Annotated in this window: 24 protein-coding genes and 1 tRNA gene; 20 read left to right on the top strand and 5 right to left on the bottom strand. The window is 69.7% G+C overall.

Going from position 1 to position 25,858, the window contains the following annotated elements:
• The first annotated feature begins 47 nt into the window (after positions 1-47).
• From CJ226_RS08365 to poxB, 3 genes are all read left to right on the top strand, one after another.
• Positions 48-1,412, top strand: a complete 1,365-nt coding sequence (locus tag CJ226_RS08365) for an NAD-dependent succinate-semialdehyde dehydrogenase (protein ID WP_102208884.1) — start codon at positions 48-50, stop codon at positions 1,410-1,412.
• Between the two features lie 122 nt (positions 1,413-1,534).
• A complete protein-coding gene (locus CJ226_RS18445) occupies positions 1,535-1,816 on the top strand; it encodes a pyridoxamine 5'-phosphate oxidase family protein (protein WP_257996593.1) in 282 nt (93 codons plus the stop codon).
• Between the two features lie 196 nt (positions 1,817-2,012).
• Positions 2,013-3,737: a ubiquinone-dependent pyruvate dehydrogenase gene (gene poxB / locus CJ226_RS08375; RefSeq protein ID WP_102208885.1), complete on the top strand. Its 1,725-nt coding sequence runs from the start codon at positions 2,013-2,015 to the stop codon at positions 3,735-3,737.
• Between the two features lie 63 nt (positions 3,738-3,800).
• Here poxB and CJ226_RS08380 read toward each other — a convergent pair whose 3' ends face one another.
• Both CJ226_RS08380 and CJ226_RS08385 read right to left on the bottom strand, forming a co-directional pair.
• Positions 3,801-6,593 carry a hypothetical protein gene (locus CJ226_RS08380; protein ID WP_102208886.1) on the bottom strand — a complete coding sequence of 931 codons (2,793 nt, stop codon included), beginning with the start codon at positions 6,591-6,593 and terminating at the stop codon, positions 3,801-3,803.
• A gap of 28 nt (positions 6,594-6,621) precedes the next feature.
• Positions 6,622-8,442 carry an HSP90 family protein gene (locus tag CJ226_RS08385; protein ID WP_102208887.1) on the bottom strand — a complete coding sequence of 607 codons (1,821 nt, stop codon included), beginning with the start codon at positions 8,440-8,442 and terminating at the stop codon, positions 6,622-6,624.
• 192 nt (positions 8,443-8,634) lie between these two features.
• Here CJ226_RS08385 and CJ226_RS08390 point away from each other — a divergent pair.
• The 9 genes from CJ226_RS08390 (at position 8,635) to CJ226_RS08430 (ending at position 14,403) form a co-directional block, all read left to right on the top strand.
• A tRNA-Trp gene (locus tag CJ226_RS08390) sits at positions 8,635-8,707 on the top strand.
• 39 nt (positions 8,708-8,746) lie between these two features.
• Positions 8,747-9,019 (top strand): preprotein translocase subunit SecE, encoded by a 273-nt coding sequence (gene secE, locus CJ226_RS08395; protein WP_025102339.1) that lies wholly within the window; start codon positions 8,747-8,749, stop codon positions 9,017-9,019.
• Positions 9,020-9,061: 42 nt separating this feature from the next.
• A complete protein-coding gene (nusG, locus tag CJ226_RS08400) occupies positions 9,062-10,096 on the top strand; it encodes a transcription termination/antitermination protein NusG (RefSeq protein WP_025102338.1) in 1,035 nt (344 codons plus the stop codon).
• 305 nt (positions 10,097-10,401) lie between these two features.
• Positions 10,402-10,833: a 50S ribosomal protein L11 gene (rplK, locus tag CJ226_RS08405; protein WP_025102337.1), complete on the top strand. Its 432-nt coding sequence runs from the start codon at positions 10,402-10,404 to the stop codon at positions 10,831-10,833.
• A gap of 11 nt (positions 10,834-10,844) precedes the next feature.
• On the top strand, positions 10,845-11,534 hold the full coding sequence (rplA, locus tag CJ226_RS08410) for a 50S ribosomal protein L1 (RefSeq protein ID WP_025102336.1): 690 nt from the start codon (positions 10,845-10,847) through the stop codon (positions 11,532-11,534).
• Positions 11,535-11,731: 197 nt separating this feature from the next.
• A complete protein-coding gene (locus tag CJ226_RS08415) occupies positions 11,732-12,547 on the top strand; it encodes an amino acid ABC transporter substrate-binding protein (RefSeq protein WP_102208888.1) in 816 nt (271 codons plus the stop codon).
• A gap of 3 nt (positions 12,548-12,550) precedes the next feature.
• A complete protein-coding gene (locus CJ226_RS08420; RefSeq protein ID WP_102208889.1) occupies positions 12,551-13,216 on the top strand; it encodes an amino acid ABC transporter permease in 666 nt (221 codons plus the stop codon).
• Complete coding sequence (locus CJ226_RS08425) at positions 13,203-14,006, top strand: amino acid ABC transporter ATP-binding protein (protein WP_102208890.1); 804 nt, start codon at positions 13,203-13,205, stop codon at positions 14,004-14,006. Before CJ226_RS08420 ends, CJ226_RS08425 begins: the two co-directional genes overlap by 14 nt.
• A gap of 40 nt (positions 14,007-14,046) precedes the next feature.
• On the top strand, positions 14,047-14,403 hold the full coding sequence (locus CJ226_RS08430) for an iron chaperone (RefSeq protein WP_102208891.1): 357 nt from the start codon (positions 14,047-14,049) through the stop codon (positions 14,401-14,403).
• Between the two features lie 4 nt (positions 14,404-14,407).
• Here CJ226_RS08430 and lysE read toward each other — a convergent pair whose 3' ends face one another.
• On the bottom strand, positions 14,408-15,061 hold the full coding sequence (gene lysE / locus CJ226_RS08435; RefSeq protein ID WP_102208892.1) for an L-lysine exporter: 654 nt from the start codon (positions 15,059-15,061) through the stop codon (positions 14,408-14,410).
• Between the two features lie 69 nt (positions 15,062-15,130).
• On the opposite strand from lysE, the gene CJ226_RS08440 reads away from it, so the two are divergent.
• A complete protein-coding gene (locus CJ226_RS08440; RefSeq protein ID WP_062632771.1) occupies positions 15,131-16,015 on the top strand; it encodes a LysR family transcriptional regulator ArgP in 885 nt (294 codons plus the stop codon).
• 27 nt (positions 16,016-16,042) lie between these two features.
• On the opposite strand, the gene CJ226_RS08445 is transcribed toward CJ226_RS08440, so the two are convergent.
• The gene (locus CJ226_RS08445; RefSeq protein ID WP_062632769.1) at positions 16,043-16,723 is read right to left on the bottom strand and encodes a YqaJ viral recombinase family protein; all 681 of its coding nucleotides are present in this window, start codon (positions 16,721-16,723) and stop codon (positions 16,043-16,045) included.
• A gap of 250 nt (positions 16,724-16,973) precedes the next feature.
• On the opposite strand from CJ226_RS08445, the gene CJ226_RS08450 reads away from it, so the two are divergent.
• The 3 genes from CJ226_RS08450 (at position 16,974) to rplL (ending at position 19,175) form a co-directional block, all read left to right on the top strand.
• Positions 16,974-17,939: a hypothetical protein gene (locus CJ226_RS08450; RefSeq protein ID WP_146008222.1), complete on the top strand. Its 966-nt coding sequence runs from the start codon at positions 16,974-16,976 to the stop codon at positions 17,937-17,939.
• 315 nt (positions 17,940-18,254) lie between these two features.
• Positions 18,255-18,743: a 50S ribosomal protein L10 gene (gene rplJ, locus CJ226_RS08455; protein WP_102208894.1), complete on the top strand. Its 489-nt coding sequence runs from the start codon at positions 18,255-18,257 to the stop codon at positions 18,741-18,743.
• A 48-nt stretch (positions 18,744-18,791) separates the two neighbouring features.
• The gene (gene rplL / locus CJ226_RS08460) at positions 18,792-19,175 is read left to right on the top strand and encodes a 50S ribosomal protein L7/L12 (protein WP_025104227.1); all 384 of its coding nucleotides are present in this window, start codon (positions 18,792-18,794) and stop codon (positions 19,173-19,175) included.
• Positions 19,176-19,240: 65 nt separating this feature from the next.
• Here rplL and CJ226_RS08465 read toward each other — a convergent pair whose 3' ends face one another.
• Complete coding sequence (locus CJ226_RS08465) at positions 19,241-20,245, bottom strand: LacI family DNA-binding transcriptional regulator (RefSeq protein WP_102208895.1); 1,005 nt, start codon at positions 20,243-20,245, stop codon at positions 19,241-19,243.
• Between the two features lie 283 nt (positions 20,246-20,528).
• Between CJ226_RS08465 and CJ226_RS08470 the strand changes: the two genes are divergently transcribed.
• From CJ226_RS08470 to CJ226_RS08485, 4 genes are all read left to right on the top strand, one after another.
• Positions 20,529-21,857 carry an ABC transporter substrate-binding protein gene (locus CJ226_RS08470; RefSeq protein WP_102208896.1) on the top strand — a complete coding sequence of 443 codons (1,329 nt, stop codon included), beginning with the start codon at positions 20,529-20,531 and terminating at the stop codon, positions 21,855-21,857.
• 111 nt (positions 21,858-21,968) lie between these two features.
• Positions 21,969-23,306, top strand: coding sequence for a carbohydrate ABC transporter permease (locus CJ226_RS08475; RefSeq protein WP_062636150.1), 1,338 nt, complete (start codon positions 21,969-21,971; stop codon positions 23,304-23,306).
• Positions 23,306-24,274, top strand: a complete 969-nt coding sequence (locus CJ226_RS08480) for a carbohydrate ABC transporter permease (RefSeq protein WP_025104231.1) — start codon at positions 23,306-23,308, stop codon at positions 24,272-24,274. The genes CJ226_RS08475 and CJ226_RS08480 overlap by 1 nt, the downstream gene beginning before the upstream one ends.
• A 198-nt stretch (positions 24,275-24,472) precedes the next feature.
• On the top strand, positions 24,473-25,843 hold the full coding sequence (locus CJ226_RS08485; protein WP_102208897.1) for a cystathionine beta-synthase: 1,371 nt from the start codon (positions 24,473-24,475) through the stop codon (positions 25,841-25,843).
• Positions 25,844-25,858: the final 15 nt, after the last annotated feature.

Consider the following 25,858-nt stretch of genomic DNA (forward strand, 5'->3'; position numbering starts at 1 on the left):
GGGTCCCTGAGCCTGTCGAAGGGCCCCAGCACACGAGAGGACAACCCATGACCGACTACGCCGTCGTCAACCCCGCCACCGGCGAGACCCTGGCGTCGTACGACACGTTCACCGACGCCCAGATCGAGGAGGCCGTCGCTGCCGCCGACGAGGCGCACCGCGAGTGGTCGCGCTCCACCACGGTCGCCGACCGTGCCGCGCTGCTGCGTCGCGCGGCCGAGCTCCACCGGGAGCGCCGCGAGGAGCTGGCCGACATCTTCGTGCGCGAGATGGGCAAGCCGCGGGAGGCCGCACTCGGCGAGGTCGACTTCGCCGCCGACATCGCGGAGTACTACGCGGACCAGGCCGAGGACATCATGGCCGACCAGCCCATCAAGATCCTCGGTGAGGGCTCGGCGATCATCCGCCGCTCCTCGCTGGGGCCGCTCGTGGGGATCATGCCGTGGAACTTCCCGGCGTACCAGATCGTGCGCTTCGCCGCGCCGAACCTGATCGTCGGCAACACGATCCTCCTCAAGCCTGCGCCGCAGTGCCCGGAGTCGTCGAGCGCGATCGAGGCGATCTACCACGACGCGGGCTTCCCGAAGGGCGCGTACCAGAACGTGCTCGCCACGAACGACCAAATCGCGGCGATGATCGCAGACCCGCGCGTGCAGGGCGTGTCGCTGACCGGCTCCGAGCGTGCCGGCGCCGCGGTCGCCGAGGTCGCGGGGCGCAACCTCAAGAAGGTCGCGTTGGAGCTCGGCGGGTCCGACCCGTTCATCGTGCTCTCCACCGACGACCTCGATGCCACCGTGCAGGCGGGTGTGGACGCGCGCCTCGACAACAACGGCCAGGCCTGCAACGGCGCCAAGCGCTTCATCATCGTCGACGAGCTCTACGACGCGTTCGTGGAGAAGTTCACGGCGGCGATGGCGGCCGTCGAGGCGACCGATCCCACGCTCGACGACACGGTCCTCGGTCCGGTCTCGTCGGAGGCGGCGGCGGAGAACCTGCAGAAGCAGATCGACACCGCCGTGGCCCAGGGGGCGACCCTGCTCACGGGCGGCACGCGCGACGGGGCGTTCTTCGCGCCGACCGTGCTCGCCGACGTGACCCCGGAGATGGACGTCTACCGCGAGGAGCTGTTCGGCCCCGCGGCCGTCGTCTACCGCGTCGCGGACGAGGATGCGGCGGTCGCGCTGGCCAATGACACCACGTTCGGTCTCGGCTCCTACGTCTTCACGACGGACGAGGCGCAGGCGGAGCGGGTGGCCGACAGGATCGAGGCCGGCATGGTCTACGTGAACCTCGTGCTCGCCGACAGCCCCGAGCTCCCGTTCGGCGGCATCAAGCGCAGCGGCACGGCCCGCGAGCTCGGCCACCTGGCCGCCGACGAGTTCGTCAACAAGAAGCTGATCCGCATCGGCTGACCGTCGACCCACCCCCTTGCGGCCGAGCGGCCCCCTTGCGTGCGCACGCAAGGGGGCCGCTCGCACGAGAGGGGCCGGGTCGACGGGGTGCGCGTCGAGGACGGACGAGGCACAATGGCGGCATGAGTGCGCACACGGATCCGGTCCAGACCCTCACCGCGGAGCAGAGCTGGGAGCACCTGCGCAGCCAGGAGCTCGGGCGGCTCGTCACCAGGGTCGGCGAGACGATCGACATCTTCCCCGTGAACTACGCCGTCGACGGCGAAGGACTCCTGTTCCGCACAGCCCCCGGGAGCAAGCTGTTCGAGCTGACGGTCAACGCCGACGTGCTCTTCGAGGTCGACGACCACACCGACACCGCCGCCTGGAGCGTCATCGTCCGCGGGCGTGCCGAGGCGCTGTAGACCGACGCCGACATCGAGCGGGCGGAGGCGGCGGGTCTGCGCCCGTGGATCCCGACCGACAAGCGGGTGTACGTGCGCATCGCCCCGGCATCCGTGTCCGGCCGCGCGTTCCAGCGCGATCCCGAGCCCGACCGGGACGGCCCGCAGGAGTACTGAGTCCGGCCCGGGGAGGCCTCGGCGGGCGTAGGGTCGGGGTATGGCCAACGTCGCTGAGAACATCGTCAAGACTCTGAACGCCAACGGAGTCGACCGGGTCTACGGCATCCCGGGCGACTCCCTGAACGGTCTCACGGACGCCCTCCGCAAGGACGGCCGGATCCGCTGGGTGCACGTGCGCCACGAGGAGTCCGCCGCCTTCGCCGCCGCGGCCGACGCCGGCACCACCGGAGACCTCGCCGTCGTGGCGGGCTCGTGCGGCCCCGGCAACCTGCACCTCATCAACGGCCTGTACGACGCGCAGCGCTCTCGCGTGCCGGTGCTGGCCATCGCCGCGCACATCCCGACCGTCGAGATCGGCACTGGTTACTTCCAGGAGACGCACCCGCAGGAACTGTTCCGCGAGTGCAGCGTGTACGTCGAGTACGTCGCTGACCCGTCGCAGATGCCGCGGCTGATGGAGATCGCGATGCGCGCGGCCATCGAGCAGCGCGGCGTCGCCGTCCTCGTGATCCCCGGCGACGTGGCGCTGTCCGAGATCGCGGACGACCGCGCCGTGGTGATCGAGCGCACCCGCCCGCTGATCCAGCCCAGCGGCCCGGAGCTGGAGAAGGCCGCGACCATGCTGAACGCGGCCAAGAAGGTCACCATCCTCGCCGGGGCCGGCGTCGAGGGGGCGCACGACGAGGTGATCGCGCTGGCCGACGCGCTCGGTGCCCCCATCGTCCACGCGCTGCGCGGCAAGGAGTTCATCGAGTACGACAACCCCTTCGACGTCGGCATGACGGGACTGCTCGGCTTCGCGTCCGGCTACCGCGCCATGGAGGCGGCCGACACGCTCCTCGTCCTCGGCAGCGACTTCCCGTACGAGCAGTTCTACCCGGAGCACGCGACCACCATCCAGGTCGACATCCGCGGATCCCAGCTCGGCAAGCGCCACCCGCTCGACCTCGGTCTCGTCGGTGATGTGAAGGCCACCGCCGAAGCCCTGCTGCCCCGCATCGCGCGGAAGGACGACCGCGGCCACCTCGACGACGCCGTGGCCCACTACCGGAAGACGCGGAAGAAGCTCGACGAGCTCGCGGTGCCGGCCAAGGGCACGCGCCCCATCCACCCGCAGTACCTCGCCCGGCTGCTCGACGAGTACGCCGCCGACGATGCGATCTTCACCGCCGACGTGGGGTCGCCGACCGTCTGGGCCGCGCGGTACCTGTCCATGACCGAGGGGCGCCGGCTGATCGGATCGTTCACGCACGGCTCGATGGCGAACGCCCTGATGCACGGGATCGGCGCGCAGGTCGCGCATCCGGATCGTCAGGTCGTGGCGCTCGCCGGCGACGGCGGTCTCGCGATGATGCTCGGCGAGCTGCTCACGCTCACCCAGAACGGACTCCCGGTCAAGACGATCGTGGTGAACAACTCGTCGCTGAACTTCGTGGAGCTGGAGATGAAGGCCGCCGGCTTCGTCACCTACGGCACCGGGCTGGACAACCCCAGCTTCGCCGCGATCGCCGAGGCCATGGGGATCTTCGCCCGTCGGGTGGAGCGCAGCGAGGATCTGCCGGAGGCGGTCCGCGAGGTCCTCGCGCACGACGGTCCCGCGCTGCTCGACGTCGTGACCGAGCGGCAGGAGCTGTCCATGCCGCCGGCGATCGAGGCCGCGCAGGTCAAGGGCTTCGCTCTCTACGCCATCCGCACGGTCATGTCGGGTCGCGGAGACGAGCTGCTCGACCTCGCACGGGCGAACTGGCGTCAGCTCTTCTGACGCGGCCCTCCGCCGCATCCCCATCGGCGCGGGATCCCCTCCGGATCCCGCGCCGATGTCGCGTCAGCTCTCGACGAGTGCCCTGACCTCGGCGGCCTCGGCGTGCCGCCCCAGTGCCTCCAGCACGTCGCCGAGCTCCAGCGCCGCGACCTGGCGCAGGGGCGGGAAGCCCTCGGCATGCTCCAGGGCGCTCCGGTACACCGGCACGGCATCGGCCGGGCGGTCGTTTCCCGCGAGCACCCGGCCCGCGAACAGCTCAGAGCTTCCTGCGGCGCCCTGGTCGCCGAGCGCCGCGAAGCCGTCGGCGGCGGTGAGAGCAGCGGCGACGGCCTCATCGATCCGGCCCAGCTGGGCCAGCGCGCGGCCGCGGGAGTCGGTCACGTCGGCGAGCAGCCAGCCGGCTTCGTGCTCCTGGGCGAGCGCGGCGACCTCGTCGAAGAGGGGGAAGGCGCGCTCGTCACCCCGGCCTGCATAGGCCTGGCCGAGGCTGTGCAGCACCTCGGACAGCGCGCCGACGGCCTCGGGGGCACGCCGCACGATGTCCGCAGCGCCCTCCAGCAGCCGCACGGCGTCGTCGTGCTCCTCGAAGCGGGCGAGGATCTTCGCCTGCTCCGTCATGGCCATGGCCTGGTCGGCGTGGGCCTCCGCCTGTCCGAACAGCTCGGCGGCGTAGCCGTGTGCGCCGACCGCCTGACCGAACTCGCCGGACTCGGCGAGCGACCGGGCCAGGAGGGAGGCGGTCATGGCGCGCGAACCCGCAGGAGTCTCGGCGTTCTCCTCGCGCCGGAGCACGTCCCCGAAGAGCTCGGCTGCCTCCTCGGCGTCTCCCGCGCGGAGCATCGCCCTGGCTAGCCGGAAGTCGACGCCGGTGCGATCGCCCTCGTCCTGCAGCCGAGCGGCCAGACGGTAGCGGGCGACGGCCTTCTCGGGCTCTTCGGCGTCCTCCCAGAGCGCGCCCGCGAGCACATGGGCCTCGGCGAGAGCCCGGGTGGCGCCGAGCTCGGCGAGCAGCCGGCACGCCTCGTCGGCGTCGACCGCGCCGTCCTGGTACGCGCCCGAGCCGCCGCGCACGCGCGCCCGGGTCTGCAGTGCGCGGGCTCGGTGGCCGGCGGACAGGTCCTCCTGGGCGAGGAAGCGGTCGAGGAGCGTGCGCCCGGCGTCGAGGTCGCCCGTGCTCAGCACGGCGCTGATCGCGACGAGGGTCGTGGTGTTGGACAGCCGGGTGTCCCCGGCCTCCGCGAACGAGCGGGCGGCGAGCTCCGCGAGGTCCAGCGCCGCATCCGGCTCCTCCGCCCGCAGGTGCAGCGATGCGCGGCTGATCGCCAGGTCGCCGCGCGACCACGCAGGAAGACGGTCGGCCTCGGCCAGTTCCTCTTCGAGCGCCGCCATGGTCTCGTCGGTGTGCAGGCCGAAGGTCGCCAGGCCGAGCCGTTCCTCGAGGTCGGCCTGCGCGTCGTTCCCGGCGGCCCGAAGCGCGGCGATCCGCTCGGGGAGGAGGCGCACGGCCTCGTCCCCGCGATCGAGTGCGACGAGGATGCCGAGGTGCATCGACAGGAGCTGCGCGCGCTTGGCGGCGTCGTCGACTTCCATGGCGTGCGGGAGCGCGGCGAGAGTCTCCTGCTCGGCGCCGAACTGCGCGAGCTGCATGGCCCGCTCGAACCAGCCGTCCGGGTCGGTCGGGGCCGTGGCGGGCGCGGGGGCGACGAACGCGTCGGAGCGGATCGGGACGTCGTAGCTCTCGTCGGCGAGAGCGCGCATCCGGGCGAGGCTGCGGGCGTGCCCGTCGGTGCCGTCCCGCTCATCGAACTGTGCGCCGATGCGCTCGGCCGTCGACCAGGCGGTCGCGGCGAGCTCGGCGGCGCTCCACGGGCCGTCGTGCGCGCCCAGCAGCGGCACGAGCGCCGGGGCGTCGGCACCGCGGACCGGGGTGTCGCCGTGTCCGGCAGCGGTGACGCGGTCGAGAGCGACCGCGAAGGCCGTGAGGGCGGCGAAGTGCGCGTCGACGTTGAGGCCGTCGTGGGCCAGCCACGCGATGTGCTTCTCGATCAGGGCCAGCGCCCGCGCCTCGTTGCCGGTGATCGCGGCGAACACGATGTTGTTGGCCACGATGCGCAGGTTGTCCGGGTTGTCCTTCGCCAGGCGGTAGCTGCGCAGGTGCGCGGTCTTCGCGTCCTCCGTGCGACCGGCGCGCAGATACGGGAGCAGCACGCGGGACAGAGCGTGCTCGGGCTCCTCGCCGCACGAGAAGCCGCCCTCGAGCATCTCCTCGACGAGGCGGATGGCGTCGGCGTCGCGGTCGGTCTCCGCGAAGAAGCCCGCGAACTGGCTGCGGCTGCAGGCGTCGCAGTGGCTGTGCTCGTCCCGCGGCGTGGCCTCGAGCTGCACGCGCAGGGCCTCGGCGGCGTCGAACCGACCGGCGTCCCAGGCGTCCTCGAAGCGGGCGGTCAGCACGCCGCTGAGGCCGAGTCCCGCGGCGCGGTAGTGCGCCTCCATGTCGTCGAGCACCGCGGCGATCTGCTCCTGCGAGAAGGCGGGGGAGGAGCGCAGGGACGACGCCATCCACTTGAACTGCCACATGAGGTCGGCCCCGCCGTTGTCGAGGTCGGCGGGGAACCGCTGCGGGTCGGCGTCGTGATGCGCGAGGCACCAGGCGAACGAGTTGAGCATGACGTCGGTGGCCCCGACCATGTTCGCCGAGGCGGTCTGGCGCATGCGGGCCTCGTACTCCAGCCGTTCGTCGCCGATCTCGATGGCCAGCGCGACGGCCTCCGCCACGAGGGCCTGCTCCGCCGGACCCCACGGGGTGCGGTCGATCTCCTCGATGAGCTGCTGGAAGCGCTTCTTCGGACGTGCCATGGAAGGCCCTTTCGGGTAGTCGGGGGTGTCAGCGCGCGTCGAAGGGGAGCGTGTCCCCCTCGATGCCGGCGGAGAGCGAGACGAGGTCGGACAGGGCGCTGGTCATGAGGGCCCGGTCGGCGTCCGAGAGCGGGTGGTGTCCCGCGAGGAGCGCCTGGATGTAGAGCAGCTGGACCGTGCGCGCGAACACGGCGTCGTCCTCGACGCGGACGAGGGCGCGGACGACGCGGTTCGACCAGTTCAGGCACAGTCGCGCCGTGAGGTCGTCGTCCCGCGCGGCGGAGAGCGTCTGATCGATCCGGTCGAGCACCCCGCCCCAGAGCGTGCTCGCGATGCCCTTGGTGCGCCCGCGGTCGATCGTGCGCAGCACCTCGGGATCCGCGACGTAGAGTCCGGTCAGCTCGGGGCGATCGATCGCCCTGACGACGACGGCGCAGTCGGAGGCGGCGAGCACGGAGCCGGCGCGGGACTCCAGCGCCATCGCGATGTCCCGGTCGTCGAGCGGCGGCGGGTCGAGGCGATCGAGCTCCCCGGTCACGTCGACCTTCTCCACCGTGACCTGCGGGTAGAGGTCGGGGAGCAGGCGGATCAGGTCGGCGTCGTAGAGGTAGCCGCCGTTGACGAGCACCTCGTCCGAGGGCGAGATGCCCGCCACCTGGCGGAACTCGTCGACCGTCTGGGCGTAGCGCACCTGCGGATACCGTTCCACGAGCTCGCCGATCCGCAGCGTGCCGTGCGTGGTCTCTACGGTGAGCCAGCGCGTGATGAAGCGCGCGAGCTCCTCGTCGTGGCGCACCAGGGATTTGAGTCCGACCTCGTGCACGGCCACGAACTGGGCGAGGCGATGCGGTTCGCGCAGCCCGAGCTCGAGCACCCAGCGGCGGATCCCGGCGCCCAGCTGCTCCCGGACGTGCTCCAGGGACGTGTCCTCGACGAGGGACTCGCGGCTGGCGGTCGGCGCCAGGCCGGTGGAGTCGACGACGGCGCGCACGAAGAAGGCCCAGTCGGGCAGCACGTCGTCGACGCGTTCGGACAGCAGCATGCGCCCGAGGTACATGCGGGTCGCCTGCCGGGCGCCGGGCGGAGGAGCGAAGGGCAGCACGTAGGCCAGGCCCTGCGTCCCGGTCGCCGGCTCGCTCAGCGGGATCACGTCCAGCGGGGCGGCCCCGAGCAGGTCGCGACCGTACTGCACGGCCGCCTCGACGTCGGCGGCGGGGTCGAGGAAGGGAGGCTCGCGCGTCACATCGATGTCCCCACCGGGCGCGTCGATGGTCACCCGCACCGGCAGGAACTCCCCGAAGGTGGTCGCGAGCTCGTGTACGGCCGCCGGCCGCAGCAGCTCGTCGGTATCGAAGCGCGGCACGAGGTGCACGCTGGTGCCGATCGGAAGGTCGTCACCGATCTCCGTGACGCGGAAGGTACCGTCCGCGCTGCCCGTCCACTCCACCGCGGAGCCGCCTCTGGCGCTGCGGGAGCGGATGACGATGGTGTCGGCGACCATGAAACAGCTCAGCAGACCGATGCCGAACTGGCCGAGGAAGTCGCTCCGGGGGAGGTCGAAGATGTCCCGCTTGGAGCTGCGCCCGACGGTCGCGAGCAGATCGGCGACCTCGGCGGCGGTCAATCCCACGCCGTCGTCGCGGAGCACGAACTCGCCCGACTGCGCGGTCAGCGGCGTGATCCGGATGCGGCTGCCGCCGCCGTCGACCTCACGGCGCGCGGCGATCGCGTCCCTCGCGTTCTGGAGCAGTTCCCGCAGATAGACCCGGGGACTGGAGTAGATGTGCCGGCTGAGCAGATCGACGACTCCGCGCAGGTCCACCTGGAACTGCTGCACATCCCCACTCACATGCGTCCCTTCCTGCTTCGTCCGCCCGCCGAGCCTAGCAACAACGCCGGTTCCGCTTCCTGTTCGGCACCACCGGATCGATGCCGTATGCTTGGTGAGCAGTTGTTCTCTGCATTCTTTCGCCGTGCCTGGCGTCTACGACATCGGCCGGTGGCAGGGTGGGGAGGGCATCCCCGAGACCCCCGGGTCTCTAGGGCGGTAGCTCAATTGGCAGAGCAGCGGTCTCCAAAACCGCAGGTTGCAGGTTCGATTCCTGTCCGCCCTGCGCGTCAGCGCACGCTGACACACGAAAGGTACATTCAGGATGGATCAGGACGAACCGCGCGGCGACGTCGTCGCGGCCGGCGCCACGCGCCAGAAGAAGGGCAACCCCTTCTCCCGGTTCTTCGGGGGCATCGCCCTGTTCATCCGCCAGGTCATCGCCGAACTGCGCAAGGTCGTCACCCCGACCCGCAAGGAGCTTTTCAAGTTCACGGGTGTGGTGCTCGTCTTCGTCCTGATCGTCATGGGCATCGTCTACGGTCTCGACTACGTCTTCGGGCTCCTGACGCACTACGTGTTCGGAATCCCTGGCTGATGACCCCCGCGGCGACCGCCGCAGCTATGGAGAAGAAGCAACGTGTCTGAACGATATTCCGACGACGCCGACTGGGCGACCGCCGCAGAGCAGTCCAGCGAGGAGGACGAGGCCCAGGAGGGCAACGTGCTCGCCGCGGAGGAGCTCTCGGTCACCTCTGCCGAGCACGTCGCGGTCCACGTCGAGGACGAGGACGGCGAGCAGGAGACGGAAGACATCGACATCGACATCGACGACCCGGAGGCGGACGCCATCGTGAACGACGCTCTGAACCTGGACGAGGCCGCGGAGTCCGAAGCCGCCGCCGAGGTCCTCAACGACTCCGTGGCCGAAGAGGTCGCGGAGCAGGAGGCCGAGGCGGCCGACGAGGTGACCCCGTACGAGGGGCCCGACGTGAACGGCGAGGACGACCGTCCCGCCGCCGAGTCCGACGAGGACGAGTCGGCGTCCGAGGAAGACCCGTACGAGGCCTTCCGCATGGACCTGCGCATGCTCCCCGGCAAGTGGTATGTCATCCACTCGTACGCCGGCTTCGAGCGCAAGGTCAAGGCGAACATCGAGCAGCGCAAGTCGACGCTCGAGGTCGAGGACGAGATCTACCAGGTCGAGGTCCCGATGGAGGACGTCGTCGAGATCAAGAACGGCCAGCGCAAGATGGTCACCCGCGTGCGCATCCCGGGTTACGTGCTGGTGCGCATGGAGCTGACGGAAGACACCTGGTCGGTCGTGCGGCACACCCCCGGCGTCACCGGCTTCGTGGGCAACGCCCACAACCCGACGCCGCTGCGCTTCGAAGAGGCCTTCAACATGCTGAAGTCCCTCGTCGAGGTCAAGGACGTCCCGACCGCCAAGAACATCGCGGCCAAGGGCGGCGTCGCCGTCGCCCGTCCGCTTCCCGCCGAGGTCGACTTCGAGGTCGGCGAGACCATCACGATCAAGGAGGGCTCGTTCGCCGGTCTTCCCGGTTCGATCAGCGAGATCAAGCCGGAGAGCGGCAAGCTCACGGTCCTCGTCTCGCTCTTCGAGCGCGAGACCCCGGTCGAGCTGTCGTTCGACCAGGTCACCAAGATGATCTGACCGTGGGTCACTGAGCCTGCCGACGTGCACGAGAACGGCCGTCCCTTCCGGGGCGGCCGTTTTCTCTTCCCCGACCCACCCCCTTTCGTGTCTCCCGGCCCGTTGCGGACGCACGCACCGGGCCGGCTCGAACGCAAGAGGCCGGCTCGCGAGTGGGGGAGTAATCAGGTAGACTTACGTGGTTTGTGCGATAGCCCGCATGGGTCCCTGAGCTTGTCGAAGGGCGCGCAGGCGACCACGGGCCGGAGAGGCCGGAGCCGTGGGAGAAGCGGATGCTCGCATCCGCCTCGAGGAAAGGAAAGAGAATGGCACCGAAGAAGAAGGTGACCGGCCTGATCAAGCTTCAGATCAACGCCGGTGCCGCCAACCCGGCGCCGCCGATCGGCCCCGCGCTCGGTCAGCATGGCGTCAACATCATGGAGTTCTGCAAGGCGTACAACGCCGCGACCGAGTCGCAGCGCGGCAACGTCATCCCCGTCGAGATCACCGTCTACGAGGACCGCAGCTTCACCTTCGTCCTGAAGACCCCGCCCGCGGCGGAGCTCATCAAGAAGGCCGCCGGCGTGCAGAAGGCTTCGGCCACCCCGCACACCGTCAAGGTCGGCAAGATCACCAAGGACCAGGTCCGTCAGATCGCCGAGCAGAAGCAGGCCGACCTGAACGCGAACGACATCGAGGCCGCCTCGAAGATCATCGCCGGCACCGCCCGTTCCATGGGCATCACGGTCGAGGGCTGAGGAGAATAATCATGGCTACCAAGTCCAAGGCTTACAAGGCTGCCGCCGAGAAGATCGAGGCAGACCGTTTCTACACGCCGTCCGAGGCCGTCGCGCTCGCGAAGGAGACCGGTTCGGCGAAGTTCGACTCGACCGTCGAGGTCGCGCTGAAGCTCGCTGTCGACCCCCGCAAGGCGGACCAGATGGTGCGCGGCACCGTCATCCTGCCCCACGGCACCGGTAAGACCGCCCGCGTCATCGTGTTCGCCACCGGCCCCGCGGCCGAGGCGGCGATCGCGGCCGGCGCCGATGAGGTCGGCGGCGCCGAGCTCATCCAGAAGGTCGCCGACGGCTGGACCAACTTCGACTCCGCGGTCTCGACCCCGGAGCTCATGGGCCAGGTCGGCCGTCTCGGCAAGGTGCTCGGTCCCCGTGGCCTGATGCCGAACCCGAAGACCGGCACCGTGACTCCGAACCCGGCCAAGGCCGTCGAAGAGATCAAGGGCGGAAAGATCGAGTTCCGCGTCGACAAGCACGCCAACGTGCACTTCGTCATCGGCAAGGCCTCGTTCTCGGCCGAGCAGCTGAACGAGAACATCGACGCCGCGCTCGAGGAGATCGTCCGCCTCAAGCCGTCCAGCGCCAAGGGCCGTTACATCCAGAAGGGTGCGGTGTCGACCACGTTCGGCCCCGGCATCCCGCTGGACGTCAACGCCATCTGACGCGTCGACGGGTCTCGCACCTGTCGCACCGAACGCCCCCGGGTCCGCCCGGGGGCGTTCTGCGTTCCCGGGGCGGTTCGGCGCGCGACATCCGGCGTCATCCGATGCGCGGACGTCGGAGGCGCCGCGTACTGTGGGGGAGTTCCCGCGGTCGTCGCGTAAACTCGCACCCGCGCTTTCTCACCCCAGGAGGGTCCATGTCCCGTCGTCTCATTGCCGTCACCGCACTCGTCGTCGCCGCCGCCGCGCTGACCGCCTGCAGCGGGTCCAGCACGCCCGCGAGCACGGACGGCGAGGGCGCCGCGGGCTCCGACTTCGGCCTGGTGAAGGATGGCACGCTGACGGTCGCGACCGAGGGCACCTACCGCCCGTTCAGCTTCCACGGCGACGGCGGCTCCGGCGAGCTCACCGGCTACGACGTCGAGATCATCCAGGCCGTCGCCGACGAGCTCGGCCTGAAGGTCGAGTTCCAGGAGACGCAGTGGGACGCGATCTTCGCGGGTCTCGACGCCGGCCGCTTCGACGTGATCGCGAACCAGGTGTCGATCAACGAGGAGCGCGAGGCGAAGTACCTCTTCAGCACCCCGTACACGGTGTCGCCCGGCGTGATCGTGGTGAAGGAGGACGACGACTCCATCTCGTCCTTCGACGACCTCGAGGGCAAGACGACGGCGCAGTCCCTCACGAGCAACTGGTACGAGCTGGCCACCGAGTCCGGCGCCGAGGTCGAGGGCGTCGAGGGGTGGGCGCAGGCCGTGGAGCTCCTCCGACAGGGCCGGGTGGACGCGACCGTCAACGACAAGCTGACGTTCCTCGACTACGAGACGACCAACAGCCCGACGGGCCTGAAGATCGCGGCGGAGACCGACGATGCCGGTGAGCAGGCCTTCGTCTTCACGAAGGACAAGGAGGCGCTCGTCGATGCGGTCGACGAAGCGCTCGACACGCTCCGTGCCGACGGCACCCTGGCCGAGATCAGCGAGAAGTACTTCGGCGAAGACGTCTCGCAGTAGGCGATGCAGAATCCCTGGGAGCTCTTCTTCTCCTCGCTCGGGCCGATCGCCTGGGCGGGGCTGACGGCGACGATCCCGCTCGCCCTGGTGTCGTTCGCGCTGGGGCTCGTGATCGCGATCGGCATGGCGCTGATGCGGATCTCGGTGCATCCGGTGGTGTCCGGCATCGCGCGGTTCTACATCTCGGTGATCCGCGGCACGCCGATGCTCGTGCAGCTCTTCGTGATCTTCTACGGCCTGCCGTCCGTCGGGGTGACCCTCGATCCGTGGCCGAGCGCCATCATCGCGCTCTCGCTCAACGTCGGCGGCTACGGCGCCGAGGTCGTGCGGGCGGCGATCCTCTCGGTGCCGAAGGGGCAGTGGGAGGCCGCGTACACGGTCGGCATGAACCGCACCCGCACGCTGACCCGCATCATCCTGCCGCAGGCCGCCCGGGTGTCTGTGCCGCCGCTGTCCAACACGTTCATCTCGCTCGTGAAGGACACCTCCCTCACGTCGCTGATCCTCGTGACGGAGCTGTTCAAGGTGGCGCAGCAGATCGCCTCCACCACGCTCGAGTTCATGGTGCTGTATCTGGCTGCGGCGCTGGTCTACTGGCTGATCTGCCTGGTGCTCTCCTTCGGGCAGAGCGCCCTGGAGAGGAGGCTCGACAGTCGTGTCGCGCACTGACCCCACGACCGGACCGCTGCTCACCGCCCGCGGCCTGCACAAGAGCTTCGGCGCCACCGAGGTGCTCCGCGGCTTCGACCTCACCCTGCACCGCGGCGAGGTGGTGGTGCTCATCGGGCCGAGCGGCTCCGGAAAGACGACCGTCCTGCGAGCCCTGAACGGCCTGGAGACGCCGGACGCCGGCACGATCGCGATGTCCGGAGGCCCGGAGATCGACTTCGCACCGGAGGTCCGCCCGAAGCCGCGCGTCGCGAAGCAGCAGCGGCTCGCGCTCCGCGATCGGTCGGCGATGGTGTTCCAGCACCATAACCTCTTCCCGCATCTGACGGTGCTGGAGAACGTGATCGAGGGGCCGTGGCGGGTGCAGGGGCGTCCGAAGGCCGAGGTCGTCGCCGAAGCGCAGGTGCTGCTCGCCCGGGTGGGCCTCGCCGACAAGGCAGACGCGCGACCACACCAGCTCTCCGGCGGCCAGCAGCAGCGCGTCGGCATCGTGCGCGCCCTGGCTCTGCAGCCGGACCTGCTGCTGTTCGATGAGCCGACGAGCGCGCTCGATCCGGAGCTCGTGGGAGAGGTGCTGCTCGTCATCAAGGAGCTCGCCGATGAGGGATGGACGATGGCCGTCGTCACGCATGAGCTGAGCTTCGCGCGGGAGGCAGCCGATCATGTGCTCTTCCTGGACGGCGGCGTCGTCGTGGAGCAGGGGCCGCCCGCTCAGCTGTTCAGCGCTCCGCAGCACGAGCGCACGCAGCGGTTCCTCACCCGCATCCTCCGGCCCCTCGACGGCGCGTGAGCCCTCGACCCCGAGGGGATTCGATGGCAGGATGCGGTGCGTGGGCACCATCGACGACTACCTGACCGACCTCGACGCCGCGGATCGTGCGGTGATCGATCGTCTCTACGCGATCGCCGGTGAAGAGGTACCGGATGCCGAGCAGGGCACTGGCTACGGCATGCCGGCGCTCGTGTACGACGGCAAGCCGCTGCTCTCGGTGATGCGCGCGAAGAAGCACATCGGCGTCTACCCGTTCAGCCCCGAGGCGGTCGCTGCCGTGGCGGACCTCCTCGCCGGTCACCCCGGGGTCAGCCTCGACAAGGGGACGATCCGGTTCCAGCCGGAGCACCCCCTGCCGGGGGAGGCGGTCCGCGCGCTCATCCGGGCGCGGATGTCGCAGATCGACGCCGGGTGAACGCCTAGCCGCCGAGCACCGGGAGCACGAGGCTCACCGCCAGCGTGATCATCACGACCGCGATCACCGCGTCGAGGATGCGCCAGGAGCGCGGGGTGCGCAGCCATCGTCCGAGGTAGCGGGCGCCGAAGCCGAGGGCGGTGAACCAGAGGATGCTCGCCGCGACCGCCCCGGCCGCGAACAGCCACCGCTCCTCCCCGTGCGTCGCCGCGATCGACCCGAGCATCAGCACCGTGTCGAGGTACACATGCGGGTTCAGCCACGTCAACGCCAGGGTCGTGAGGATCACCTGGGCGAGGCGGGTGCGGGTGAGCGTGCCAGTGCCCCCGGACGCCTCCAGGACCGGGGCGTCGCCCCCGTCGACGACCAGCTCCTCGCCGCCCCGCCAGGCCCGCCGCGCCGCAAGCAGTCCGTATCCGAGCAGGAACAGCGCCCCTGCCCAGCGGGCCACGACGACGAGCCAGGGTGCGGCGGACAGCACGAACCCGAGCCCCGCGACACCGGCGATGATCAGCACGGCGTCGGAGAGCGCGCAGACGATCACGACGGCGAGGACGTGCTCGCGTCGGATGCCCTGACGCAGCACGAACACGTTCTGTGCGCCGATCGCGACGATGAGGGAGAGACCGAGGCCGAGACCGGCGAGGACCGTGAGCATGTGTCGAGCCTAGGAGGGCGGAGCATCAGGTGCAGCGAAGATTCCTTCCGCACCATTAGCATCACTGATGTGAGGATCGACCCGGAGCTCGCCGCCACGCTCGCCGCCGTCGCCGACGAGGGCACCCTCGATGCCGCATCGCGTCGGCTGCAGGTCACCCCGTCCGCGGTCAGTCAGCGACTCAAGGCGCTGGAGCAGCAGCTCGGGCGGATCCTCCTCGTGCGCAGCAAGCCGGTCCGCCTCACCGAGGCGGGGGAGTCCGTCGTGCGGCTCGCGCGGCAGATCGCTCTGCTGGAAGAGGATGCTCTCGCGGGAGTCGGGATCGAGGGGAGCACCGAGGGGCGGCGGATCAGCGTGCCACTCGCCGTCAACGCGGATTCGATGGCGACCTGGTTCTTGGCACCGATGGCCCGGCTCTCCGCCGCGCACGACATCGATGTCGACCTGCACCGCGACGATCAGAACTTCACCGCCCGCCTGCTCGAATCCGGGACCGTCATGGCGGCGGTCACCAGCGAAGCCACGGCGGTCGCGGGGTGCACGGTCGCGCCCCTCGGCGTGCTCGAGTACCGCGCCATGGCCGAACCCGCCTACGCCCGCCGATGGTTCCCGGACGGCGTGACCCCCGATGCTCTGGCGCACGCGCCGTTCGTCGACTTCGACCGCCGGGACACCCTGCAGCACGAGTGGCTGGCCGCGCGCGGAGTGCCGGCGGCCGGCGTTCCCCGGCACTACGTCCCGGCGTCGCACGACTATGCGCTGGCTGTCGGCCTCGGTCTCGGCTGGGGGATGGTGCCGCGGCTGCAGGAGGTGCCGGGACTCGTGGCGCTGGGCGGTCCGATCCTGCGCGTGGCGCTGTACTGGCAGCAGTGGACCCTGCGCTCCGCGCTCCTCGACACGATCGCGTCCGAGGTCGCGGGGGAGGCGCGTCGGGTGCTCGCTCGCGAACCCTGACACGGCCGGGACGGCGTCGCCGGGTGGTCAGTCGGCGAGAGCGAGGGCGCGGAAGGCGTCACGCTCGCGGAGCTGCTCGCGACGGCTGTCCACCGGGGACGCGGAGCGGGCCGGGACCGTGCGTCCGGTCGTGCGGCGGTACAGCTCGTCGATGAGGTCGGTGGCGAGCCCCACGAGTTTCGCGATCTCGCGCTCGTCGCGGTCGATCCAGACGCAGCGGGGCTCGTCGTGGACGGGGGAGAAGTCGACGTGCTCCTCCCACACGAACAGGGTGCGCTCGGCGCCCAGCACGTGCTGCTGCCACCACACCTGGCGCAGGTAGGTGCGGGGGATCCCCCGGAAGGCCTTGTTGGTGGTCTTGATCTCCGCGAGGCTGACGCGACCGTCCGCGTCCACCGAGATGCCATCGGGCGTCGCCAGGTGGCGGTGCTCGATCTCGGCGCGGAACAGCGCGGAGGAGGGGAAGATGCCGTGCGTCGCGGCGACCCAGGCGGCGATCTCCGGCTCGCGGCGCCGGCCGTGGTCGGTGTAGGCGTTGCCGCCGAACCGCGGCCCGCCGCCGAGCTTGGCGTCGGCAGCACGGGCGATCGAGCGCTCGCTGGTGAGCCCGGCGACGTCGGTGGCCGTGATGCCGCGAGAGCGTGCCCTCATCCATGCCACGCGGTCGCGCGAGTCCGCGACGATGCGAGCTTGGAGTTCCGGGGTCACCAGAAGACTCTAACTCTCCCCCACCCCCCGTTCCCGTCGTACACGCCGCCCCCTCCCGTCGACCCACCCCCTTGCGTGCATCCCGGCCCCCTGCGCACGCGCGTAAGGGGGTGGGTCGAACGCAAGGGGGTGGGTCGGCGGGGGAGGACGACTCCTGCACAGGGAGCGGGACGGGAGAGAGGGGTGTGGAGAAGTGGGGGAAGGCGAGGGAGTGGCGAGAGGAGAGGGAAGAGTCGGGGGGATGAGACAGGTGAGCGTGGACGAAATCAGGGGGATGCTCCTTGGCCGTCGACGACTGGAGGAGGAGGGGTGGGGGTCCCGGACGCTCCGGTCGGCGGTGGAAGGGCGGCAGCTGCATCATGTGCGCCGTGGGTGGTACCTCGGGTTGCGGACCTGGAGCGAGCTCGCCCCGGAGTCCCGGCATCGTGCGGAGGTGGTGGCCGCCGACCTCGCAGCCTCGGGGACGCGGCCGGTGTTCTCGCACACCTCGGCCGCGGTGCTGTGGGGGCTGCCGCTGTATCGGGTGCGTCCGGCGAGGGTCCATGTGACGGCGCCACCGGACCGCCGGCACAGCACGTCCGGGATCCTGCGGCACGAGGGCACTGTTTCCCCCGGCGACATCGTGGAGCGGGACGGCATCCGCTGCACCTCCCTCGCCCGGACGATCGTCGACCTCGCCCGCACGGTCTCTCCGGAGGCGGCTCTCGCGGCAGCCGATGCCGCTCTCGCTCTGGTCAGTGGTGACCCGTGGCAGTTCGACGACACTGCGGAGCAGGCTCTCCTGGCGGACCTCGCGGATCGGGTGCGCCGTCCACGGCTCCGCGGCATCGTGCAGGCTCGTCGGATCGTGGGCTTGGCCGACGGTCGCGCCCAGCTGCCTCTGGAGAGCGTGACGCGGTATCGGCTCCATCAGCTCGGCTTCGGCAGACCGCGGCTGCAGGTGCCGGTGGACGGACCGCGCGGCGGTCGGTTCTGGATGGACATCGCCGTCGACCAGTCCCGCACCTTCGTGGAGTGCGACGGCCGGGACAAGTACCTGGATGACGAGTTCCGCGGGGGCCGCACCGCGGAGAGCATCGTGCTCGACGAGAAGATCCGCGAGGACTGGGTGCGCGGGACGACCGGCTGGCGGGTGATCCGGGTGTCGAGCGAGCACGTCGCCTCCCTCGCCGCGGCCAACACGCACTTCCGTGCCTTCCGCCTCTTCGCCCGGTGAACCTTTGACCCACCCCCTTCCGTGCCCTCCGGCCCCTTGCATGCAGGCGTAAGGGGCCGGGGCGCACGCAAAGGGGTGGGTCGACGGGGATTTGGGGGGAGAGGTGGGGGTGGGGTACAGTGGTCATAACCGAAGACCGCTGGTCATCGTGTGCGCGTGAGTGCACAGGATCGAAGCTCTGCATCGCAGGGGCCCGCGCAGGTGTCACGAACTTCCGAGCTCCGTGCGCTTGCGCCGGAGCTCTTCTCTTTTGCAGGGGGTCGGAGGCCGGCGCCCCACCACCGTGCGGCGCCTCGTACACACCAAGGAGTGACCATGGCGCAGAAGGATGCATCGGTCAACGAGCTCGCGAAGTCATTCGAGAACTCGAACGCCGTCCTGCTGACCGAGTACCGCGGTCTGACGGTTGCCCAGCTCAAGCAGCTGCGCAACAGCATCCGTCAGGACGCTGAGTACGCCGTGGTGAAGAACACGCTGACCAAGATCGCCGCCAACAAGGCCGGCATCTCCGCGCTGGACGACGACCTCAAGGGGCCGTCGGCTGTCGCGTTCGTGCACGGTGACTTCGTCGCCACCGCCAAGGCTCTGCGTGACTTCGCCAAGGCCAACCCGCTTCTCGTGATCAAGTCGGGCATCTTCGAGGGCAAGGCCCTCACCGCCGACGAGGTCAACACGTACGCCTCGCTCGAGAGCCGCGAGGTTCTGCTGGCGAAGGCCGCGGGCATGATGAAGGCGACGATGGGCAAGGCTGCGGCCACCATCGACGCGCTTCGCGAAAAGCTGGAGACCGCCGAGGCCGCGTAAGCGACCGGCGATCTCGTCTACAAACCCCATCTATCTAGGAGATACATCATGGCGAAGCTTTCCACCGAGGAGCTGCTCGAGCAGTTCGCCGGCCTGACCCTCATCGAGCTCAACGAGTTCGTGAAGGCGTTCGAGGAGAAGTTCGAGGTCACCGCTGCTGCTCCCGTCGCCGTCGCCGGTGCCGCTGGTGGCGCAGGCGAGGCCGCGGCCGAGGAGGAGAAGGACTCCTTCGACGTCATCCTCGAGGCCGCTGGCGACAAGAAGATCCAGGTCATCAAGGCTGTCCGCGAGCTCACCTCGCTCGGCCTCGGCGAGGCCAAGGCCGTCGTCGACGGTGCTCCGAAGGCCGTCCTCGAGGGCGCCAACAAGGAGACGGCCGAGAAGGCCAAGGCTGCTCTGGAAGAGGCCGGCGCGACCGTCACCCTCAAGTAATCCAGCGCACCAGCGCTTCTGCGAAGGCCCCGGGTTCCGCCCGGGGCCTTCGTGCGTCTGCGGGGTCAGCGCGGCGCGGCGGTCGAGCTGCGGACGACGAGAGCCGAAGCGGCCTCGACGCGCTCGACGGGAGCGTCCGGCTCGCTCATCCGCCGCATGAGCAGGCGTACGGCCTCCCGCCCCTGGTCCCGCGGCGACTGGCCGATGGTCGTGAGGGCGAACATCTCCGCATGCTCGTGGTCGTCGATGCCGACGACGCTGAGTTCGGTCGGCACCGCGATGCCCAGGCGGCGGGCGGCGATCACGGCGCCGATGGCGGCCTCGTCGCACACGCCGATGATGGCGGTCGGTCGGTGGCGGCGGTCACCGAGGAGTCCCGCCGCCGCGGCATAGCCGCCGGGCATCGTGGGGGCCGCTCCCGCGACCCGCGCCCGCGGAGTCAGTCCCGCCGCGTGCAGCGCCTCCCGGTAGCCGGCCAGGCGTCGGGCGTCGCCGTAGCTGAGGTCGGTGTCGTCGGTGGCGCCGCCCACGAAGGCGATGTCGGTGTGGCCGAGCTCGATCAGGTGCTCGGTGGCGATCCGCGCGGCGGCCGCGTCGTCGATCGACACGGCGCTCGATCCGGCGCTGTAGGGGCCCACGCTGACGAGCGGGCGTCCGGTGCGGTGCAGGCGCTCCAGCTCGCGGGCGCTGGGCTGGATGCCGACGGCGATGATGCCGTCGAACCTCCGGCCGGGCAGCACACTCTCGAACAGCCGCTCCCTGGTCTCCGAGCGCTCGGGGACGCCGTAGAGCGACAGGTCGTGGTCGCGCACGAGCAGCGCCTCCTGCACACCCGCCAGCAGCTCGGAGAAGAACCACCGGTCGACCGGAGGCATCACCAGGCCGATGGTGCCGGTGCGCCCCGTCGCCAGGCTGGTGGCGGAGGAGTGCGCGACGTACGCGAGGTCGTGCGCCGCCTCCTCGACGCGCTGTCTCGTCTCCTCCGAGACGTAGCCGCGGCCGCTCAGGGCGCGGCTCGCGGTCGCCTTGGACACACCGGCGCGCGTCGCGACGTCGGCGATCGTGCTCATCGTGTCCTCCTCGACCCGGTTCCACGACGGCGAGCCATCGGGCGCTCGCCGGGAGCCATCGTAGCCGTTCCACACGCGAGGAGGAACCGGTTCCAGACGGCTGGAACTGGGAGCGCTCCCACCCCACGAGCGGCACTGACCTCAAAGGGTTGTGATCTTGTAACCTTCCCCAGTTGTACGGCGGGAAGGAACCCGAGTAGGTTGGCCTGGAATCGGTTCCCCAATGGTTGCGGCGATTGCTCTCCTTGGGCGGACTGAAGATCCACCGGAAGAGGAGAAGTACATGGCTTTGTCACAGCGATACCGCCTGCTCGCCCCCATCGCACTCGTCGGCGTCGCGTCTCTCGCGCTCGCGGGCTGCGCCGAGGGCGGAAGCGGCGAGGGCGGAAGTGGGGAGACCAAGGACACCGTCCGGATCTCCGGCGGCATCACCGGCGTCGAGGCCGACGACCTGAACGCGTCTTTCGAGCAGTTCACGAAGGACACCGGCATCAAGGTCGAATACACCGGTGACAAGGGCTTCGAGGGCAACATCGTCACCAAGGTGACCGGTGGAGACGCCCCCGACATCGCGATCGTCCCCCAGCCCGGTCTGCTCAAGACCCTCGTCGACACCGGGAAGGTCATGCCGGCCCCCGAGGCCGTGGAGACCGCCGTCGACGAGAACTGGTCCGAGGACTGGAAGAAGTACGGCACCTTCGATGACACCTTCTACGCGGCGCCGATGCTCGCGAACCTCAAGGGCTACGTCTGGTACTCGCCGAAGCAGTTCGCCGAGTGGGGCGTCGAGGTCCCGGAGACGTGGGACGACATGATCGCGCTCACGGACACGATCGTCGAGAAGACCGGCGGTCCCGCCTGGTGTGCCGGCTTCGCTGCCGAGGCCGCGTCGGGGTGGCCGGGAACGGACTGGATCGAGGACCTCGTGCTGCGGCAGTCCGGCCCCGACGTCTACGACGACTGGGTGGCTGGCGACGTGAAGTTCACCGACCCCGAGATCAAGCAGGCCTTCGACGCCGTCGGTGAGATCCTGCTCAACCCGGAGTACGTCAACGCCGGGTACGGCGACGTCAAGAGCATCAACTCGACCGCCTTCGGCGACGTCGCCAGCGCGGTGGCCAAGGGCGACTGCGCGCTGACCCACCAGGCCTCGTTCCTGTCGGCGAACTTCCTCGACACGGAGACCGCGGACGGCAACGTCCCCGAGGTGGCGCCGGACGGCGATGTCTACGCGTTCATCATGCCGGGCGAGACCGCCGGTGAGCTCCAGGTCGAGGGTGGCGGCGAGTTCGTCGCGGCGTTCTCTGACGACGAGGCCACGCAGCAGGTGCTCGAGTTCATGGCATCGCCGGAGTTCGCCGACGCCCGCGTCGAGCTCGGCGGCGTCATCTCCGCCAACAAGAAGGCCGACCCGAGCCTCGCCTCGAGCGAGTTCCTCCAGGAGGCGATGACCATCATGCAGGACGACGCGACGACCTTCCGGTTCGACGCTTCCGACCTGATGCCGTCGACCGTCGGCTCGGGGTCGTTCTGGAAGGGGATGGTCGACTGGATCGACGGCAAGGACACCGAGACGGTGCTCTCCGACATCCAGGCCGGTTACGAGAACTGATCGCCTCGACGCGATCTTCTCAGAGTGAGCGGGGCCGGGCTGCACAAGCCCGGCCCCGCTCCACCCATCCATACTGCGCGGGAACCCAGCACGATCCAGAAGGGGACGTTCATGTCGCACGCGACCATCGAGAAACCCGTCGAGGCTGACGCGCCGCCGACGACGCACGGCACCGGCGAGAAGGGGAGGAAGACCACACGCACGATCCTCGCGATCGGCTTCGTGGTCGTCGTCGCGCTGGCTCTCCTCCTCGTCTTCACCGCTCCGACCGAGGAGTCCTCGCGGATCACGATCGGGTTCTCGCTCAACAGCTTCTTCCTGTGGCTGGGCGGACTGAACCCGCTGGTGCAGATCCCGGCCGTGCTGCTCGTGTTCGGCGTGGTCGTGGCGATCATCCTCGTGCTGATCGAGTTCGCGCCCCGCCCTGGTCGCGGCTACTTCATCATGCGGCTGGTCGCGTGCCTCGTCATCCCGGTGCTCGCGCTGCTGCTGCTCCGTCCTTACGCGAACGCCGTCGTGTACGTCGTCGCGATCGCGCTCCTCGTCGGGGCGCTCCTCTTCTTCGCGGACTTCCGCGCGCGGCAGGGAGCGGGCTATCTCTTCCAGCTCGTGCTGTTCATGGCCCCGGCGGCCATCATGCTGCTGCTCGGCCTCATCTACCCGGCGATCTCGACGATCTTCAAGTCCTTCTTCGACAAGACCGGCGATGAGTTCGTCGGGCTCGAGAACTACATCTGGGTCTTCACCAACCCGGTCGGCACGTCGTCGGTGATCAACACGATCATCTGGGCGCTGCTCGCTCCGGTGATCTCCGTGGTCATCGGCCTCGCCTACGCCGTCTTCATCGACAGGGCTCGCGGCGAGAAGTTCCTCAAGGTGCTGGTCTTCATGCCGGTGGCGATCTCGTTCGTCGGCGCCGGCATCATCTGGAAGTTCATGTACGACGCCCGGCAGGGTGACCAGATCGGTCTCCTCAACGCGATCGTGACCGCTTTCGGCGGCGACCCCGTGCAGTGGCTGGCGATCAAGCCGATCCTCAACACGCTCATGCTGCTCATCGTGTTCATCTGGACCCAGACCGGCTTCGCCATGGTCATCCTCTCCGCCGCGATCAAGGCCGTGCCGGTCGAGCAGATGGAGGCGGCCGAACTCGACGGCACGAATGCCTGGCAGCGCTTCCGCAACGTGACCGTTCCCGGCATCCGGTCGTCGCTGATCGTCGTGCTGACGACCATCACGATCGCCTCTCTGAAGGTGTACGACATCGTCGCCGTGATGACCGGCGGACGGGACGAGACCAGCGTCCTCGGCTTCGAGATGGTCAACCAGCAGCAGCGGTTCCAGAGCTACGGGCACTCGTCGGCGCTCGCCGTCGTGCTGTTCCTGTTCGTGTTGCCGCTGATCGTCTACAACGCCCGATCGATGGCCAAGCAGAGGGAGATCCGCTGATGAGTGCAACGCAGGCCACCGTCGTGGACAACCGCACCAAGCGCCAGGTGGCGCGGGACACGCGCCGCAACGAGGCGACCGCCCACAAGAAGCTGACCTCGAAGGGGGCGACGATCGCGGCCGCGGTCATCGCGCTCTTCTGGACGATCCCGACCTTCGGTCTCTTCGTGACGTCGTTCCGCCCGGGCGCCGACACGCAGAACAGCGGCTGGTGGACGGTCTTTTCCAACCCGGAGTTCACGTTCGACAACTACGTGCAGGCGTGGAACTCGGGCGGCACCTCGACGACCCTCGCGACGGCGTTCATCAACTCGCTGGCGATCACGATCCCTGCGACCGTGTTCCCGATCGTGATGGCGTCGCTCGCCGCGTACGCGTTCGCATGGATCGACTTCAAGGGTCGGAACATGCTTTTCATCTTCGTGTTCGCGCTGCAGATCGTGCCGCTGCAGATGGCCCTCGTGCCGCTGCTGAGCCTGTTCTCGGACGGGCTGACGATCAACGACGTGCCGATCTTCCCCGGGTTCGGGCTGAACGAGGTGCAGTACAGCTTCGCCCGCGTCTGGATCGCGCACGCGATCTTCGCGCTGCCGCTGGCGACGTTCATGCTCCACAACTTCATCTCCGAGATCCCCGGCGAGATCATCGAGGCGGCCCGCGTGGACGGCGCCGGACACGGCCAGGTGTTCTTCCGGATCATCCTGCCGCTGGCGGCTCCGGCGATCGCGTCCTTCGCGATCTTCCAGTTCCTCTGGGTGTGGAACGACCTGCTGGTCGCGACGATCTTCGCCTCGCCCGGCGCCCTGCCGATCACGCAGGCGCTGAACTCGCTCTCCGGGACCTGGGGGAACAAGTGGTTCCTGCAGTCCGCGGGAACGTTCATCTCGATCATCGTCCCGCTGATCGTGTTCTTCGCCCTGCAGCGCTTCTTCGTGCGCGGCCTGCTGGCCGGCGCGACGAAGGGCTGACCCTTCGTCGGGCTCAGGCCCTTCGACAGGCTCAGGGACCCAGGCCCTTCGACAGGCTCAGGGACCCAGGCCCTTCGACAGGCTCAGGGACCAGGCCCTTCGACGGGCTCAGGGACCCGCGTTCTGGGTCGCTGAGCCTGTCGAAGCGCGGGTGAAACACAGCCCCGGGGGCGAGGGCCTGCGCCGTACCCTGAACAGATGAAGTACGCAGACTCGATCGTCGACCTCGTCGGCGACACGCCCCTGGTGAAGCTCCAGCACGTCACCGAGGGCATCGCGTGCACGGTGCTCGTGAAGCTCGAGTACCTGAACCCGGGCGGGTCGGCGAAGGATCGGATCGCGGCCCGCATCGTCGACGCCGCCGAGGCCGCGGGCGATCTGCGGCCGGGGGGCACGATCGTCGAGCCCACGAGCGGCAACACGGGCGTCGGGCTCGCTCTCGTGGCGCAGCAGCGCGGCTACCGGTGCGTCTTCGTGCTCCCGGACAAGGTGGGCGAGGACAAGATCGACGTGCTCCGCGCGTACGGTGCCGAGGTCGTCGTGACCCCGACCTCCGTCCCGGCGGACAGCCCGGAGTCGTACTACAGCGTGAGCGACCGGCTGGCACGCGAGATCCCCGGGGCGTTCAAGCCGAACCAGTACGAGAACCCGAACGGGCCGCGCAGCCACTACGAGACGACGGGGCCGGAGATCTGGCGCGACACCGACGGGCGCGTCACGCACTTCGTCGCCGGGGTGGGGACGGGCGGCACGATCACCGGCACGGGACGCTACCTGCGCGAGGTGTCCGACGACGCGGTGCGCATCATCGGCGTGGACCCCGAGGGCAGCGTCTACAGCGGCGGCACCGGTCGGCCCTACCTCGTCGAGGGCGTGGGCGAGGACATCTGGCCCGGTGCCTACGATCCCGCCGTCCCGCACGAGATCGTCGCGGTCGGCGATGCGGAGTCGTTCGCGATGACGCGGCGCCTGGCCCGCGAGGAGGGCATTCTCGTCGGCGGCTCCAGCGGCATGGCCGTCGTCGGGGCGCTGCGGGTGGCGAAGGACCTGCCGGCGGATGCGGTCATGGTCGTGCTCCTGCCGGATGGCGGACGCGGCTACCTGGGCAAGATCTTCAACGACGGCTGGATGCGCTCCTACGGGTTCAGCGAGGTGGAGGAGGGGGAGACGGTCGCCGACGTGCTCGCCGCCCGAGCCTCCCGCCACGGCCTCCCCGACCTCGTGCACGCGCATCCCACCGACACAGTGCTCGAGGCGATCGGCATGATGACGGAGTACGAGGTCTCGCAGCTCGTCGTCCTCAGCGCGGAGCCGCCGGTGATGATGGGCGAGGTCGTGGGCACCGTCGACGAGAAGGGCCTTCTCGACCTGCTCTTCCGCGGCGACGCCGAACCGAGCGACGCCGTCGGCGCACACGTGGGCGAGCGGCTGCCGCTCATCGGCATCCACGCGCCGGTCGCGCAGGCACGGGCCGCGCTCGCTGACGCCGACGCCCTCCTCGTCACCGAGGACGGCAAGCCGCACACCGTGCTGACGCGACAGGACCTGCTCGGCTACCTCTCCCGGTGACGCGGGACGTAACAG

It is taken from the genome of Microbacterium sp. UMB0228 (assembly GCF_002871415.1).
Lineage (GTDB): Bacteria > Actinomycetota > Actinomycetes > Actinomycetales > Microbacteriaceae > Microbacterium.